8 protein-coding genes and 9 pseudogenes are annotated in these 15,951 nt (G+C 71.3%); 9 read left to right on the plus strand and 8 right to left on the minus strand.

The annotated features are described in order from the left end of the window. The 8 genes and pseudogenes from ABD794_RS12840 to ABD794_RS12875 all read left to right on the plus strand — a co-directional run. Positions 1 to 578, plus strand: a pseudogene (locus ABD794_RS12840) (HAD family hydrolase); the annotation flags it as partial. Continuing rightward, positions 575 to 1,626: pseudogene (locus ABD794_RS12845) on the plus strand (ABC transporter ATP-binding protein). The pseudogenes ABD794_RS12840 and ABD794_RS12845, both read left to right, overlap by 4 nt. Positions 1,627 to 1,691: 65 nt before the next feature. After that, positions 1,692 to 2,476: pseudogene (locus ABD794_RS12850) on the plus strand (2-aminoethylphosphonate ABC transporter permease subunit). Next, positions 2,463 to 3,260, plus strand: coding sequence for an ABC transporter permease (locus ABD794_RS12855; protein ID WP_344963221.1), 798 nt, complete (start codon positions 2,463 to 2,465; stop codon positions 3,258 to 3,260). The pseudogene ABD794_RS12850 and the gene ABD794_RS12855 overlap by 14 nt, the downstream one beginning before the upstream one ends. Before the next feature lie 34 nt (positions 3,261 to 3,294). Further along, positions 3,295 to 4,347 (plus strand): 2-aminoethylphosphonate ABC transporter substrate-binding protein, encoded by a 1,053-nt coding sequence (locus ABD794_RS12860; protein ID WP_344963223.1) that lies wholly within the window; start codon positions 3,295 to 3,297, stop codon positions 4,345 to 4,347. Positions 4,348 to 4,462: 115 nt separating this feature from the next. Beyond that, positions 4,463 to 5,242 (plus strand): HAD-IIA family hydrolase, encoded by a 780-nt coding sequence (locus ABD794_RS12865; RefSeq protein ID WP_344963225.1) that lies wholly within the window; start codon positions 4,463 to 4,465, stop codon positions 5,240 to 5,242. A gap of 138 nt (positions 5,243 to 5,380) precedes the next feature. After that, entirely contained in the window at positions 5,381 to 5,992 is a 612-nt protein-coding gene (locus ABD794_RS12870; RefSeq protein WP_344963227.1) for a hypothetical protein, read from the plus strand. Between the two features lie 13 nt (positions 5,993 to 6,005). After that, positions 6,006 to 6,906: pseudogene (locus tag ABD794_RS12875) on the plus strand (class F sortase). Between the two features lie 64 nt (positions 6,907 to 6,970). Here the strand turns inward: ABD794_RS12875 and ABD794_RS12885 are convergent. After that, positions 6,971 to 7,380: pseudogene (locus ABD794_RS12885) on the minus strand (RDD family protein). 293 nt (positions 7,381 to 7,673) lie between these two features. On the opposite strand from ABD794_RS12885, the pseudogene glnA reads away from it, so the two are divergent. Next, positions 7,674 to 9,085, plus strand: a pseudogene (gene glnA, locus ABD794_RS12890) (type I glutamate--ammonia ligase). A gap of 102 nt (positions 9,086 to 9,187) precedes the next feature. On the opposite strand, the gene ABD794_RS12895 reads toward glnA, so the two are convergent. The 7 genes and pseudogenes from ABD794_RS12895 to ABD794_RS12925 all read right to left on the minus strand — a co-directional run bounded on the left by ABD794_RS12895 (position 9,188) and on the right by ABD794_RS12925 (position 15,665). After that, on the minus strand, positions 9,188 to 9,742 hold the full coding sequence (locus ABD794_RS12895) for a Uma2 family endonuclease (RefSeq protein ID WP_344961739.1): 555 nt from the start codon (positions 9,740 to 9,742) through the stop codon (positions 9,188 to 9,190). Between the two features lie 84 nt (positions 9,743 to 9,826). Then, positions 9,827 to 11,226 (minus strand): annotated as a pseudogene (locus tag ABD794_RS12900) (condensation domain-containing protein). Between the two features lie 98 nt (positions 11,227 to 11,324). Beyond that, a complete protein-coding gene (locus ABD794_RS12905; RefSeq protein WP_344963229.1) occupies positions 11,325 to 11,567 on the minus strand; it encodes an alpha/beta fold hydrolase in 243 nt (80 codons plus the stop codon). Between the two features lie 79 nt (positions 11,568 to 11,646). Next, positions 11,647 to 12,036: an alpha/beta fold hydrolase gene (locus ABD794_RS12910; protein ID WP_344963231.1), complete on the minus strand. Its 390-nt coding sequence runs from the start codon at positions 12,034 to 12,036 to the stop codon at positions 11,647 to 11,649. Positions 12,037 to 12,173: 137 nt separating this feature from the next. Beyond that, a pseudogene (locus ABD794_RS12915) lies at positions 12,174 to 13,012 on the minus strand (geranyl diphosphate 2-C-methyltransferase). Between the two features lie 32 nt (positions 13,013 to 13,044). Further along, positions 13,045 to 14,160 carry a family 2 encapsulin nanocompartment cargo protein terpene cyclase gene (locus ABD794_RS12920; RefSeq protein WP_344963233.1) on the minus strand — a complete coding sequence of 372 codons (1,116 nt, stop codon included), beginning with the start codon at positions 14,158 to 14,160 and terminating at the stop codon, positions 13,045 to 13,047. A gap of 82 nt (positions 14,161 to 14,242) precedes the next feature. Continuing rightward, positions 14,243 to 15,665, minus strand: a pseudogene (locus ABD794_RS12925) (family 2B encapsulin nanocompartment shell protein). Between the last annotated feature and the right edge of the window lie 286 nt (positions 15,666 to 15,951).

Here is a 15,951-nt window from a genome sequence, read left to right on the forward strand (position 1 = left end):
GCCTACGTCCGCGCCACGATGGGCGAATCGAGATCTCCGTCTTCCGTCACCTGAGCGCGCGCGGCGACGAGGCCCTGGCGCAGCGCGCCAACGCCGCCTTCGAGGCGGCGTACGCACGACTCGTGGACGCCGGCCACTGCGCCCCCGTGCCCGGCGCGCGGGAGGCGATCGAGCGGCTCCGCGGCGAGGGCCGGACCGTGGCGCTCACGACCGGATTCGCCCGCGCCACCCAGGACGCGATCCTCGCCGCACTCGGGCTGGGACGACGGACTCGTGGACCTCGCCCTGTGCCCCGCCGACGCGGGCGGGCGGGGCCGGCCGTTACCCCGACATGATCCTCACCGCGCTGCTGCGCACCCACGCCGCGGACGGCGTCGGCGGCATCGCGGTCGCGGGCGACACGTCGTACGACATGCTCAGCGGACGGCGGTCCGGGGGCCCCGGTCGTGGCCGGCGTCCTGACGGGGGCGCACGGCGCGGAGGCGCTGCGCGCGGCGGGGGCGACGGCCGTGCTGGACTCGGTGGCCCAACTCCCGGATCTTATCGCGGGGTACGAGGCGAAGGCCGGGAGACCGTGACCGGCATACGCTTCGACTCCGTCTCCGTCTCCTACGACGGCACCACCGCCCTCGACTCCCTCGACCTCACCGTCGAACCCGGCGAGGTCGTGGCCCTCCTCGGCCCCTCCGGCTCCGGCAAGACCACCGCCCTGCGGGCCGTCGCCCGGCTTCGTCCGGCCGTCCTCCGGGCGGGTGTTCATCGACGGCCGCGACGTCACCGGGCTCGCGCCGCACCGGCGGGGTGTGGGGATGGTCGTCCAGCAGTACGCGCTCTTCCCGCACCTGCGGGTCGAGGCCAACGTCGCGTTCGGGCTGAAGGCCCGCCGCACCCCGCGGGCGACGGTCGCCGAACGGGTCGCCGAGGCGCTGGAGATGACCGGCATGGCCGCCTACGCGCGACGCTACCCGCGCGAGCTGTCCGGCGGGCAGCAGCAGCGCGTCGCGATCGCGCGGGCGCTGGCGATCCGGCCGGGGGTGCTGCTGCTGGACGAGCCGCTGTCCGCGCTGGACGCGCGCCTGCGCTCCGACATGCTCGCGGAACTCGCCCGGCTGCACCGCGAGTTGCCCTCGGTCTCCATGCTGTACGTCACCCACGACCAGGTCGAGGCCCTGACGCTGGCCGACCGCATCGCGGTCATGGACCGCGCGCGGCTGCGCGACTGCGGCACGCCGAGGGAGCTCTACCGCAGCCCGCGCACGGAGTTCACGGCGTCGTTCGTCGGCAGCGCGAACCTGCTGCCGGTGACGGTGGCCGACGGGGGCGGCGTCTCCTTCGCGGGCACGCCCCCTGTCCGTCCCCGGAGCCCCCGCCGACGGGACGGCCACGCTGTGCGTCCGCCCCCACCTGGTCGGCCTCGGCGACGGCCCGAACGCGCTGCGCGGCACGGTGTCCGAGGTCCAATGGCGGGGCGCCACGCACCGATTGTGCGCGGACGTGTCCGGCCACCGCGTCCTGGCGGACGTCCGTGAACTGCGCGATCCGCCGGCGCCCGGAGCGCAGGTGACGCTGCACTTCGCGCCGGAGGATGCGGTGCTGCTGCTGCCGACAGGGACAGGGGATGCGTAGCCGCCGCGGGGGGGAGAACCCTCGCTCCGTGGGCCCTCGCGCTCCCCCCGGTCGCCGTTCTCGGGCTGTTCTTCCTCTACCCGCTCGGCCTCGTCGTACGGGAGTCCCTGGGCGGAGGCGGCCCGACCACCGCCGCGTACGGACGCGTCTTCGCGCAGGACGCCTTCCGCGACGCCCTGGGCAACACCGTCCTCATCGCCGTCGGCGCCACCGCCGGCGCCCTGGTCCCTCGGCTTCGCGCTCGCGATCGTGATCGCGTTCGTGCCCCTTCCCGGGAGGGCGGGCCGGTCGGGCGGTTCGTCGACGTCTTCCTTTCCTTCCCCTCCTTCCTCATCACGCTCGCCGCTGCTCTTCGTCTACGGGCAGGCCGGGATGGCCAACGGGATCTGGACGGGCGTCACCGGCACCGCCGACGGGCCGTTCGACTTCCTCCACACCCGGTGGGGCGTCCTGCTCGCCGAGGTCACCTACTTCACCCCGTTCGTCATGCGGCCGCTGCTCGCCGCGTTCTCGCAGCTGGAGACGGCGCAGTTGGAGGCCGCCGCGTCGCTGGGCGCCAAGGCGCCGCGGATCGTGCGGCAGGTGATCCTCCCGGAGGCGCTGCCCGCGCTCGCCGCCGGCGGGTCGCTGGTGCTGGTGATGTGCCTGAACGAGTTCGGGATCGTGCTGTTCACCGGTGCGAAGGACGTCACGACACTGCCGGTGCTGATCTACAGCAGGGCGATCCTCGACGGCGACTGGACCGCCGCCTGCGTGGGTCGCGGTGGTCAACATCGCGCTGTCGGGCGCGCTTTATGCCGTCTACCGGACCCTTGTCGCGCAGGGAGGACGCCGCCGTGCTCGTGCATAGCCGCATCGCCCGCCGTCTGGTCCACGCCGTGTTCTGGGTGCTCTTCCTGCCCGTGTTCGCGCTCCCGTTCCTCGTGATCGTCGCGGCCTCGTTGGCCACCTCCTGGAGCGGAGCGCTCCCCTCCGGTGCGACGCTCGTCCACTACCGCGACGTCGCGCACGGCGACGCCCTGGAGGCCCTGACCACCAGCCTCCTCACCGCCCTCGCGGCCAGCGCCTCCGCCCTGGCCGTCGGCACCTGGTCGGCCCTCGCCGCCGCCCGGCTCGGCCCGCGCGGACGGCGGCTGGTGGACGGCCTGTTCATGCTGCCGGTGGCCGTTCCCTCGGTCGTCGTCGGGCTGTCCCTGCTCGTCGCCTTCTCCCGGCCGCCCCTGCTGCTCAACGGCACGCCGCAGATCGTGGTCGTCGCCCACGCCGTCCTGGTGACGGCCTTCGCCCACCAGTCGGTCACGGCCGCGCTGGCCCGCCTCGACCCGGCGTACGAACAGGCCGCCGCGAGCCTGGGAGCGTCCCCGTCGTACGTGCTGTGGCGGGTGCGCCTCCCGCTGCTGCTGCCCTCCCTCGGCGCCGCCGGCGGGCTCTGCTTCGCCCTGTCCATGGGCGAGTTGAGCGCCACGATGATGCTCTACCCGCCCGACTGGCTGCCGCTGCCGGTGAAGATCTTCGGCGCCACCGACCGCGGCGCCCTCTTCGCGGGCGCGGCCCTCGCCGTCGTCCTGATGACCGCGACGCTGCTGGTGCTGCTCGCCGTCTCCCGGGTGCGCACCCGGGCCTCCTACCGCTGAAGTCCGCTGCTGCCACCGAGGAGTTCTCCCCGTCATGTCCCGTATCCGCACCGGAGGCGTTGCGCTGCTCGCCGTCGCCCTCCTCGCCCCGCTCACCGCCTGCGGCACCACCGGCGGATCCGACGCCAAGGAGATCACCGTCTACAGCGCCGACGGCCTCAAGTCCGAGGACGGATCCGGCTTCTACGACCGCGTCTTCCGCGACTTCGAGAAGCGGACCGGCATCAAGGTCAAGTACGTCGAGGGCGGTTCGGGCGAGATGGTGCAGCGGCTGGCCAGGGAGCGCTCCAACACCAAGGCGGACGTGGTCGTCACGCTGCCGCCCTTCATCCAGCAGGCCGACGGCAAGGGCCTGTTGGAGGCGTACCGGCCCAAGGGCTCGGAGAAGGTCGCCCCCGGCGACAAGGACCCCTCCGGCAAGTGGACCTCCGTCGTCAACAACTACTTCTGCTTCATCTACAACACCAAGGAGCTGAAGTCCCCGCCGAAGACCTGGAACGATCTGCTGGACGACCGCTTCAAGGGCAAGCTGCAGTACTCGACCCCCGGCGTCGCGGGCGACGGGACGGCCGTCCTGATCAAGGCGATGCGGGACTTCGGCGGCAAGGAACCCGCCATGGAGTACCTGAAGAAGCTCCAGAGGAACAACGTCGGCCCGTCCTCCTCCACCGGACAGCTCGCCCCGCGCACCGACAAGGGCGAACTCCTGGTGGCCAACGGCGACGTCCAGATGAACTTCGCCGACATGGCCTCCATGCCGCACCAGGGCATCTTCTTCCCGGCGGCCGAGGGCGGGAAGCCCAGCACGTTCCCCCTGCCCTACGCGGCGGGGCTGGTGAAGAGCGCGCCGCACGCCGACAACGCCCGGAAGTTCCTCGACCACCTGCTCTCCGAGGACGTGCAGCGGCAGGCGTCCTCGGTGGCCGGCGGCTTCGCGGCCCGCACGGATGTGAAGGCGACCGACAAGAACGCCGAGGCACTGGCGGACATCATGCGGGGGACCGAGATATTCCGCCCGGACTGGGCGGACATCGACCGCAACCTCACCTCGTACGTCGACGCCTGGAAGAGCGCCACCGGGAGCTGACTAGGCTGGAGGGTGCCGGGGCGGCGGGCGAGCCCTGCCGCCCCGGTTCATCCGGCGTCCCCCCCCGGTGCCCCGAAGACACGGTCCGAGGCACAGTACGGCAGGAGTTCCGCACGTGGCAGAGCGCAAGCCCATCGAGTCCTGGCTCACCGACATGGACGGTGTGCTGATGCACGAAGGCATCCCGGTGCCGGGGGCGGACACCTTCATCAAGAAGCTCCGCGAGTCCGGCCGGCCGTTCCTCGTGCTGACCAACAACTCCATCTACACCCCCCGCGATCTGCACGCGCGCCTCAAGCGGATCGGCCTGGACGTCCCCGCCGCCAGCATCTGGACCTCGGCCCTGGCCACCGCCAAGTTCCTCGACGACCAGCGCCCCGGCGGCACGGCCTACGCCATCGGCGAGGCCGGGCTCACCACCGCGCTGCACGACGTCGGCTACGTCCTCACCGACGCGGACCCCGACTACGTCGTCCTGGGCGAGACGCGGACCTACTCCTTCGAGGCGCTCACCAAGGCCATCCGTCTGATCAACAACGGTGCCCGGTTCATCGCCACCAACCCCGACGAAACCGGCCCGTCCGCCGAGGGCGCCCTGCCCGCCACCGGCTCCGTCGCCGCCCTGATCACCAAGGCGACCGGACGCGAGCCGTACTTCGTCGGCAAGCCGAACCCACTGATGATGCGGTCCGGACTCAATGTGATCGGCGCCCACTCGGAGACCAGCGCCATGATCGGCGACCGGATGGACACCGACGTCCTCGCCGGCCTGGAGGCCGGCATGGAGACCTTCCTGGTGCTCACCGGGCTGACCCGGCCCGACGACATCGAGCGCTACCCGTTCCGCCCGTCGACGGTCGTCGACTCCATCGCGGACCTCGTCGACCTCGTGTGAGAGCCGGGCCGGTCCCGCGCTGACCCGTCCGGCGGGTACGCGCATCCGGTTCCGTCACCGATTGGAGTAACGGGCCCACGGAGCGGATGCGCGCACCGTCCCCCGCCGGGTGAACCTCTGAGGGTCAGGAGGTTCACCATGGTTTCAGTCCGCTCCGCACTCTGCGGTGCGCTGACGGCGGTCGCCGTCGGTGCCGCCCCTGCCCATGCCCTCGACGATCCCCCGACGACCCGCATGGGAGCGGTGGAGCTCGTTCCCGTCACCAGCAGACCGGGAGCCGACGTGCAGGTGCGCGTCTCCGGCTGCACCGGCGATCGCGCCACGGCCGTCTCGGAGGCGTTCGTGACCGATGCCAGGCTCGCCCGCGACACCACGGGCCACTTCGCCGAGGCCACCGTCCGCTCCACGACGTCCGCCGGTACCTACCCCGTCCGCATCAACTGCGACGGCCGCGAGTCGGTCGCCGAGGGCGTGCTGACCGTCGTGCCCGACGCGGTGCCCGACGGCCGGGACGGCCACGCCGCCCTCACCGGGCGCGAACACGAGCACGGCGAGCACGGCCAGGAACACGAGCACGAGCATGAGCACGGCGTGCCCGTCGCCCCCGTGCCGGCGGGCGGCGGCGGCACCGCGCCCGCAGCCGCGTCGAGCACGCCCGGCACCCCCGGGCTCGTCCTCGGCGGCGCCGGCGTCCTGATCGCCGGCGGCCTGATCTGGTACCGCCGCCGCACCGACGCCGGCCGAGGATGAGTGGCACCCCGCCGTGTCCGAAGCACGCGCCAGCGGCCGCGGCCGTCTGCTGACGGGCGTGGCCTGGTCCGCCCTGCTGTTCGCCCTGTGGCTGTGGGGACGCGAGGTCACCGAGGTGCCGTCCGGTTCGTGGCCCGCCACCGGCGACGTCGCCGCCGCGGGCCGCCCGCCCGTGCGCGCCCTGCCGCCGCCCCCACGACCCGCTGCCCGGAGCGCCGCCGCAGCGCCTGGCCATCCGGGCCATGGGCCTCAGGGCCCCGATCGAGGGCCGCGGCCTGACCCGCGAGGGCGCGGCGGAACCACCGCCGTACGACCGGGCCGACACCGTCGCCTGGTACCGGGGCGGCCCGCAGCCCGGCAGCCCCGGCGCGGCCGTCCTCGTCGGCCATGTGGACACCGACCGGGCACCGGCGGTCTTCTACGAACTCGGCGGCCTCAAGCGCGGCGAGACGGTCAGCGTCGACCGGGCCGACGGCTCCACCGCCGAGTTCACCGTCGACGACGTCACCGTCTTCGGCAAGGACCACTTCGACGCCGGACGGGTGTACGGGCCGCACACCGCGGGCCGGGCCGAACTCCGCCTGATCACCTGCGGCGGCGACTACGACCGGGCGCGCCGCCAGTACAGCGCCAACGTGGTCGTCTCGGCCGCCGAGAAGAAGCGGATGGCGCGCATCGTCGCGGACGTTCCGGTCCACGACGTGATCGTGGGTGACGGCGAGGGCCAGGTGCCGCTGAAGAAGGTGCGGACCACCTTGCTGAAGCTGCCGCGCGTGCTGCCGGGCGCCCAGGTGACGGTCGTGAACGACCGGCTGCGGGCGCTGGGCGACCTGATGAGCAACATGCCGATCCCGAAGGGTCCGATGCCCAAGGGCATGCGGATGCCGAAGGGTCCGCTGAGACCAAGGAAATGAGTGAGGGCGGGACCGGTTTTCCGGTCCCGCCCTCACTCATTTCCTTGGTCTCACATCCGGGTTCTCACATCCGGACCTGGACGGCCTTCGTCGCCCGGTCGTGCAGTCCCCGGTTGTCCCGGTCCCAGATGACCGCGGGGATGACCAGCACCAGCAGCACGCTGCGCAGCACCGCCCGCGGGAACGTCAGCCGGCCGCCCTCCGCGCTCACCACGCGCAGCCTCAGCAGCCGCTTGCCCGGCGTGCACCCGATCGTCCCCACGGTGAGCACGCTGAGCACCAGGAAGACGACGAGCGCCCAGTTGCCGGCCCGGTGCGCGTTGCCCTGTGCGATCAGCCCGTTCGCGACGAGCAGGCACAGGGCCCAGTCGATGAAGATCGCTCCGAATCGCCGGCCGAACGGGGCGACGGAGCCCGGCCCGTTCTCCGGCAGGCCGAGGCTCTGGCCCCCGGTAACCAAAGTCGACACCCCATTTCCTCCGCGGCCGCGCGGGGGCCGGAGAGCCACGAGCCGATTGCTGCCTCTTGTCCACCCGTCCACGGTACTGGGGTCGCATACGGTTCCCCCGCCCGGGTGGCCCGCATCACGACCGGACACCTCCACCGTCGTCGCGTTTCGGCCGCGCGTTCCGATCACGTTTCGGCCGCGGCCCGGTTAACCTCGGCGAAACAAACGGGTCATGCCCGGGAAATCCGGTCTCTCTAGGGTCGGCCGCAGCACCACCGAAGCAATCCCCGACCGCTGGCGGCCGGGCTAGGAGGGTTGGATGTTCCAGAACGGCGACGACGCCAAGAAGTTCATCAAGGACGAGGACGTCAAGTTCGTCGATGTCCGTTTCTGCGACCTGCCGGGCGTGATGCAGCACTTCACGATCCCCGCGGAGGCGTTCGACCCGGCCGAGGAGCTGGCCTTCGACGGCTCGTCGATCCGCGGCTTCCAGGCCATCCACGAGTCCGACATGGCCCTGCGCGCCGACCTTTCCCACCGCCCGCATGGACCCGTTCCGCCGCGACAAGACGCTGAACATCAACTTCTTCATCCACGACCCGATCACCGGCGAGCAGTACAGCCGCGACCCGCGGAACGTGGCGAAGAAGGCCGAGGCGTACCTCGCCTCCACGGGCATCGCCGACACCGCGTACTTCGGCCCCGAGGCCGAGTTCTACATCTTCGACAACGTCCGTTTCGAGACGTCGGCGAACCAGTCCCTTCTACCACATCGACTCCGAGGCCGGCGCCTGGAACACCGGCTCCGAGGTCAACAACCGTGGCTACAAGGTCCGTTACAAGGGCGGCTACTTCCCGGCCCCGCCGGTCGACCACTTCGCCGACCTGCGCGCGGAGATCTCCCTCGAGCTGGACAAGGCCGGCCTCAAGGTCGAGCGCCAGCACCACGAGGTGGGCACCGCCGGCCAGGCGGAGATCAACTACAAGTTCAACACGCTGCTCGCCGCCGCCGACGACCTGATGCTCTTCAAGTACATCGTGAAGAACGTCGCCTGGCGCAACGACAAGACGGCCACCTTCATGCCGAAGCCGATCTTCGGTGACAACGGCTCGGGCATGCACGTCCACCAGTCCCTGTGGAACGGCGGCGAGCCGCTCTTCTACGACGAGCAGGGCTACGCGGGCCTCTCGGACACCGCCCGCTACTACATCGGCGGCATCCTCAAGCACGCCCCCTCGCTGCTCGCCTTCACCAACCCGACGGTGAACTCCTACCACCGTCTGGTCCCCGGCTTCGAGGCCCCGGTCAACATGGTCTACTCGCAGCGCAACCGCTCCGCCGCGATGCGCATCCCGATCACGGGCTCCAACCCGAAGGCCAAGCGCGTCGAGTTCCGCGCCCCCGACCCGTCCTCGAACCCCTACCTCGCCTTCTCGGCCCTCCTCCTGGCCGGCCTCGACGGCGTCAAGAACAAGATCGAGCCCGCCGAGCCGATCGACAAGGACCTCTACGAGCTCGCCCCCGACGAGCACGCCAACGTCCCCCAGGTCCCGACCTCCCTCCCCGCCGTCCTCGACGCCCTCGAGGCCGACAACGAGTACCTCCAGGCCGGCGGCGTCTTCACGTCCGACCTGATCGAGACGTGGATCGACTACAAGCGCACGAACGAGATCGCCCCGATGCAGCTGCGGCCGCACCCGCACGAGTTCGAGCTGTACTTCGACATCTAGGCCGCATGGCGCCGAGCCCCGTAGCCACCGCCCGGCGGACGGCTACGGGGCTCGGTGCTGCTGTCCACGTCGGAGATCGCCGGTGCCCGGGACGAGCCCTGGTCAGGTATAGGCATTCAGACGCGAGAGATCCAGGTCGAATCCGAAGGGCTCGGGGATACGGATCGTGTCGCCGAATTTCCGGTCGGTCCGCGTGTGGTAGCGGTCGTGGTTGGGCTCGGAGAACAACGTCACCGTCAAGTCGCGGGCATCGACGATGAGATAGAGCGGAATCCGCATCACCGCGTAGTCCCGCAGCTTGCCCACCCAGTCGTTTTCCGGGTTGGACGGGGAGACGATCTCCACCGCGACGAGCGCGACGTCGGCCGGTGCCGTGTTTCCCTCGGCCTCCATGACCTCCTCGGGCAGGTAGGTGAGGTCGGGATTCCGGAGCTTTGCCGCGTGGGGGGATTCCAGGTCGGTGTTCTCGGTCGGCATGTAGCCGTCCGGCCGGTGTGCGTCGAACTGCACACGCAGATGGAACAGGTTTCGCTGGTGGATCACCGTCGGCGCCGCCTGCATGATGATCGTGCCGTCGGTGTACTCGACTTTGACACCCTTGGGCGCGATCCGCTGGGCCTCTTCGAGCAGCGCGAGGTGCTGGGGGTCGATGGTCACAGTGTCCTCCAAGGGGTGCGCGGCCAGCGTATCCACCCAGGACGCGGCAGACGGGATGCGGACCGAGTCGCAGCGCGCGGGCACTCATCGCAGAGAGGCGTCCAGGCCATTGCGCGCCACCGAGACGATCGCCTCCCGCAACTGCTCCGCATAGAGCCGCATGCTCGCGTACGCGACTTCCGTGTCCGGGTATCGGCTCGCCAGTTGCAGGCCCTCGTGGAGCCTGGTGATCCATGCGCAGACCTGGTCGCCGTACGACACCCTGATCAGGCCGAACGCGTTCCGCTCGGCCAGCGCTCGGAGCCGGGGACGCCGCGGGCGTCGACGAACGAGACGATGGAGTAGAGGTCGGGGACGTCGGGCGGAAGTCCGTGCCGAGGAGGCGGAGTACGCGGGCGATGGGGACGCGGGTCAGGGGCATGGCGAGAGCGCAGCTCGGTGCGGACGCGTTCCAGGGTGGTCCGGAAGTCGGACAGGCCCGCCATGGGGATCTCGATCGGGGCGCCGCCGACGTACCAGCCCACGGAGTCCAGCCATCGGGACTTGGCCCTGGTGTGGAACGGGACGACGGTGCGGTAGACGGGCTCGCCGCCGATCCCGTGGACGGTGACCGCCGTGGCGGCCAGGACGCCGGCCAGGCTGCCTCCGTAGGGGCGGCAGTGCGCCTCGAACGCGGCGGCGTCGTCGGGGCCCACGAGCATCTCGTGCATGAGCTTGCTGGGTGGGCAGCTTGCCGCTGGGGTCCAGGCCGAGGTCGACGGGGAAGTTCGGCAGCTTCCGTCGCAGCGGTTGCATGACTCCCGCCAGCGGGCGACGATCGCGTGGTCGTCGTCGATCCGGTCGGCGTTCGCCGCTCGATCCGCAGAAGTCGATGTAGCTGCTGACCGGTGGCCGGTCCTCCGCGTGGCCCTCGCCGATCGCGCCGCAGAGTTCGTCGACCTCGGCGGGGATGCGTTGGATGGAGTACGCGTCGACGTTGCTGTGGTCGAAGGCCATGTACACGCTCGTGCCGTCGTCCCGGACGACCGCCGTGTAGAGGAAGTTGGGCCAGCCGAGCGCGTCCGCCGCGACGTCGAAGCGGTCCTGGAGGTGCCGGTCAGCTCTCCCGCGTCGGGGAAGTGACCGACCACCGTGCGCCGGAGCGACAGGGACCCGGCGTCGAGCGTGAAGCGGCGCACCTCGTCGCCGGACCAGCGGAATCCGCTGCGCAGCGTCTCGTGCCGAGAGCGTCCACCGGCTCAACGCCTCCTGCAGCACGTCGAGATCGACCGCGCCGGGGAGGTCGAACGCCGTCCCGAGCCAGGTCGGTACGAACAGCCCGTCCTCGCGCACACGACCGCGCCGTCCTGAGGTGCGACTCCTGGACGTACGCCGGAGGCCGGGGGTCCTCCGGCACGTCCGTCACCGTCCCGACGGCCGCCGGGTCGAGGGTCCATTCGACGAGCGTTCCGGGGCGGACCTTCGCAGCGCTGGATGTCGGTCATTCGCACGAGGGCGTCTCCGTTCGCGCCGGCAGGAGGTGGGAACTACTCGGATGGTCCAACGACCGGTCGCGGGGCGAGGAAACGGATCGGCCGGTCGCCTACCCGTCGAGGAAGTCCAGCACCAGCGGTCCGGCGACGGCGCGGAATTCGTCGAAGTACGCGTGCCGCGCACCGGGGATCATGCGCAGGCCGGCGCCCGGGATGCGCTCCGCGAGCAGAGGAGCGTTCGCCGCCGGGTTGAAGACGTCGTCCGTGCCGTGCAGGACCAGGGTGGGGGCCGTGATGCCGGGCAGCGCGTCCCACGCGTCGTGCTCCCGGCTCGCGACGGAGGTGCCGGCCACGGGCGCGGGGCGGACATGTCCGGGTCGCCGAGGGTGCGGTACGGGCCGGGGTGGGAGGCCGACCAGGCCGGGGTGTACATCAGGTCGAGAAGGGCCCGGCGGGGCCTCGGAGGGATCCGTACGGCCAGGGGAACGGCGCACGGCGGGGCCGTGTCGACGGCGTGGCGGCCGCAGGCGTGGTGCAGCCGAGGACCAGGCGACGGACGCGGCCGGGTGATCCGCCGCCACCCACTGGGCCACCGGCCGCCCATCGACGTGCCGTAGACGTCTCGCGCGGTCGATGCCGACGGTCGTCGAGGACGGCGATCACGTCGCGGGCGAACTCACGCGTCGAGTACGGGCCTTCCGGCTCGTCGCTCGCTCCCGTGCCGCGGTAGTCGAGCGTGATCGTGCTGCGGGCGGCGGCGTGGAAGTCGACGCGCGACGTCGTCCACCACCGGTGGTTGTTGGCCTGGCAGGCCAGGAGCACGAGCGGGGACCCTCGCCGCGCGATTGGTGCGCGATGCGCACACCGTCCGGGGTCGTGGCGTACGGCATGGAGGCATCCTCCGTGCGCGACGCCCGGGCTGTCACGGCCCCGGACGGGTGTGTGTCACCTGTCAGATGTCAGATGCGGTCGGCGGCGATGAGGAGGTAGTGGAAGCTGCCTTCGCGGTAGGCGGTGAGGAAGGGGTCCTCGACGCCGGTGGCGAGGGAGGAGCGGGCGCGGAGTTCCCAGTAGGGGATGGCGGTGGGGGTGAGGTCGAGGACGGTCATGGGGACGAGGCCGTTGGCGGCCATGGCCTTGAAGTAGGCGCTGCGGGGGTGGATGTTGCAGGTGTAGTGCTCGTCGATGCGGCTCACGGCCTTGGAGCGGCCGCCGGTGACGTCGTTGGAGCAGCCGGTGATGACGACGTAGCGGCCGCCGAAGGCGAGCTGGCGGGCGTGCTCGGCGAAGAGCTCGTCCAGGTCGACGTACATGGTCGACTCGTTGTTCCAGATGCCCTGGAACTCCCCCGTGGGCAGGCCGGTGTCGAGCATGTTGCGGAAGTGGTACCGCACCCGGTCGTCGACACCGCGCTTGCGGGCCTGCTCGTTGGCGAAGTCGACCTGCGCCTGGGAGATGGACACGCCGTCGACCCGGCACCCGAACCGCGCGTTCGCCATGATGCTCGACCGCCACGCCCGCACCCGGCGTCCAGCAACCGCTGCCCCGCCGCCACCGGCCCGAGATGATCGAGGAGGACGTCGGCCTGCGCGGACTCCAGCCGGTGCAGCTCCTCGACGATCCGCGCGTCCCGCGTCGCCTCGTCACCGTCGAGCACGGACGGGTCGTAATCCCCCAGCCCGTAGTGATGGTGGTAGAGACCATCGACATCACCCAGCCGCAGATTGACCGGGTCCTTCTCGTTGTTCCAGTACTCGGCCACCGACTTCTGATACGCAGTACGCAGAACAGGGGTCATGGTTGTCGTGCTCCTAAGAAAAAACAGGTTGATCAGGCAGAGTTGTAGCGGGGGCTGCCGCTGTGCCAGGCGCGGTTGCCGCCGAGCCAGGCCCACACTCCCGCGAGGAATCGGCGCAGTTGGGGCGAGCCGGTGAGGGCGAGCGCCGCGGCCTCCACCTCGTAGGTGCGCACCAGCTCGTCGTGGACCTCCGCGCTCCGCTCGATCCCCTCGCGCGGCGAGCAGCGCTCCCGATCGGCGATCACGGTGGGGAGGTTGAACTCCACGCCGGAGGTGCCGTGTTCCTTGGTCATGGAGTAGAGGTCGTTGACGAGCGTGGCGGCGGTGGCCGCCATGGTCACGGCGCGGCGCACCCGCGGATCGCCGTACTCGGCAGCGGTGAGCGCGTAGCCGCCCACCGCGTCGGCCAGCGCGATGCAGGGCAGGAAGCTGTTGATCTGACGGTGCGCCAGATACTCGGGGACGGTGGGCATGTGGCCCCGGGAGCGCCAGGAGCCCTCCTGTCCGTACGCGACGAAGAGGACGGCCACCTCGTGCCGCAGCCGGGCCAGTTGGGACGGCTCCGCGTACCGGGAGAGGTGCTCCAGCGCCGAGCGCAGGGCGACGCGGACGGGGTCCTCGCGCACCTCCTTCTGCCACGCGGCCGCGTAGCGGAGGGGGAGGTGGGCCGGGTCGATCGCCGCGTACGCCGGGCCCAGGTGCGAGCCCAGCTGTTCGGGGTCCGCCCCGTCGTCGCAGTAGTAGTCGTCCGTGGCCCACTCGGCCAGCGCGCACTTGCCCGCCGCGAGCAGCCGGTCCGGGTCGTCGCTGTCGGGGTGGGCCAACATCATCAGCCGTCCGAAGTCGGCGGCGCGGACGTGGTCGAGCCGGCCCTCGTAGATGCCGACCTCGCCCGCCCAGTCCACCAGCCGGTCGTTGACCTCGCGGCCGAGCGCGGGGTCGTCCCGGAGGGCGGGCGGGCAGTAGAGCTCCGGGACGCCGTCGGAGGACGGCTCGCGCCGCGGGGTGACGCGGGCGGCGGACGTGCCCAGACCCGTCGGCCCGGTGGGCACGGCCCGGGGGCGGGGCTGCTCGGCGAGCAGCGCCGCCACGAGCTGTGCCACGTCGTGCCGGGCCGTGGGCGCGGTCATGCGCGACAGCAGTGACACCGGTCTGTTCTCCTTACGCGTCCGACAGGTCCGTACGAGTCCTTCGCGAACCCTGTCCTGGGACAGGGCCCTGAGCGGGTCCTTACGAAGGCGAGTGGAAGACCTCGACGTTCTCCAGGACGCCGAGCGCGTCGGGCACGAGGACCGCCGTCGAGAAGTAGGTGCTGACGAGGTAGGAGATGATCGCCTGCTCGTTGATGCCCATGAAGCGGACGTTGAGACCGGGCTCGTACTCGTCCGGGATACCGGTCTGCCGCAGACCGACCACACCCTCGTCCTCCTCGCCCAGGCGCATCGCCAGGATCGAGGACGTGCCCCGCTCGGTCACCGGGATCTTGCCGCAGGGCAGGATCGGCACGCCCCGCCACGCGGGCACGGGCTTGCCGTTGACGTCGGCGCTGTCCAGCGCGAGCCCCCGCTTGTTGCACTCGCGGCCGAGGGCGGCGACGGCCCGGGGTGTGCGCGAAGAATGCCTTGGTGCCGCGCCGCATGCTCAGCAGCTCGTCCATGTCGTCCGGGGTGGGCGGACCGGAGTGGGTGGAGATGCGCTGGCTGTAGTCGGCGTTGTGCAACAGACCGAACTCGGGGTTGTTGACGAGCTCGGACTCCTGGCGCTCGCGCAGCGCCTCGATGGTCAGCCGGAGTTGCTGCTCGACCTGGTCCATCGGGTCGTTGTAGAGGTCCGCGACCCGGCTGTGGACGCGCAGGACGGTCTGGGCGACGCTCAGTTCGTACTCGCGCGGCGAGAGCTCGTAGTCCACGAACGTGCCGGGGATGACGGGCTCGCCCGTGTGGCCGGAGGCGAGGGAGATCTCCGCCTCGCCCTTCTTGTTCCGCGGCAGGTCCTTCTCGGCCTCGCGCCGTCGGACGTGGGCCCGCAGGCGCTCGCTCCGCCCGGCGGTCTCCTCGTACGCGTCCCGGGTCAGGGTGAGCACGGTGCACGCCGTGAGCGCCCGCGCCGTGAACTTCCACGTGCCCGGCTCCTCGGCCAGCACCTCGGCGCCGAGGAACCCTCCGTCGGCGATCACGCCGCGCCGGGTCTCCGCGCCGTACTGCCCGGTGCCGAGCTTCTCCACCTTGCCGCGCGCGATCAGGTGGACCCGGTCGACGGGCCCGCCCTGCTCGGCGACGACCTGCCCGGGCGCGTACTCGCGCTGCTCGAAGCGACCGGCGAGCGCGCGCAGCGCGTCGGGGTCCTCGAAGCCGCGCAGCAGCGGGAGTTCACCCAGCTCGGCCGGGACGACGCGGACCGCGGCGCCCTCCTGGACGAAGGTGATCCGGCCGTCGCCGACCTCGTAGACGAGCCGTCGGTTGACGCGGTACGTACCGCCCTTGACCTCCACCCAGGGCAGCGTCCGCAGCAGCCACCGCGAGCTGATGCCCTGCATCTGCGGGACGGTCTTGGTGGTCGTGGCCAGGTTCCGGGCGGCGGCGATCCCCAGACTGAGCTGGGCCCGCCCCGCCGCCGACTCCTCCGGTACCTGCCGGTGCGCTGCGGTCGTCATCCCCGTCCTTCCGTCTGGGCGTGTACGTCGAGTACGTCGAGCACGTGGTGAGGGAGCCCCTTGCGGCCGCGTGGTTCGGGCGGCCGGGAGCTCCGGACGGGCAAGTGAAGCAGCGTCAGATGATGTTGGTCGAAATGGCGCGGGGACGTCCGTCGTCTTTGCGCCGCGGAGAGACCGCGGGGAGGGAGCGTGACCAGCCGTCGAGACCGAGCCGGAGAGTCCGTTTTGCTGCGATAGCTACCGCTATCGAGCATCGCCATGACGGCATCCTGTGCATATTCCGGGG

This window comes from Streptomyces thioluteus (assembly GCF_039535865.1).

Bases quoted from the DNA above. Each gene is read 5' to 3' on its own strand.
- ABD794_RS12860 (WP_344963223.1), top strand. From the start codon at position 3,295: ATGTCCCGTATCCGCACCGGAGGCGTTGCGCTGCTCGCCGTCGCCCTC.
- ABD794_RS12870 (WP_344963227.1), top strand. From the start codon at position 5,381: ATGGTTTCAGTCCGCTCCGCACTCTGCGGTGCGCTGACGGCGGTCGCC.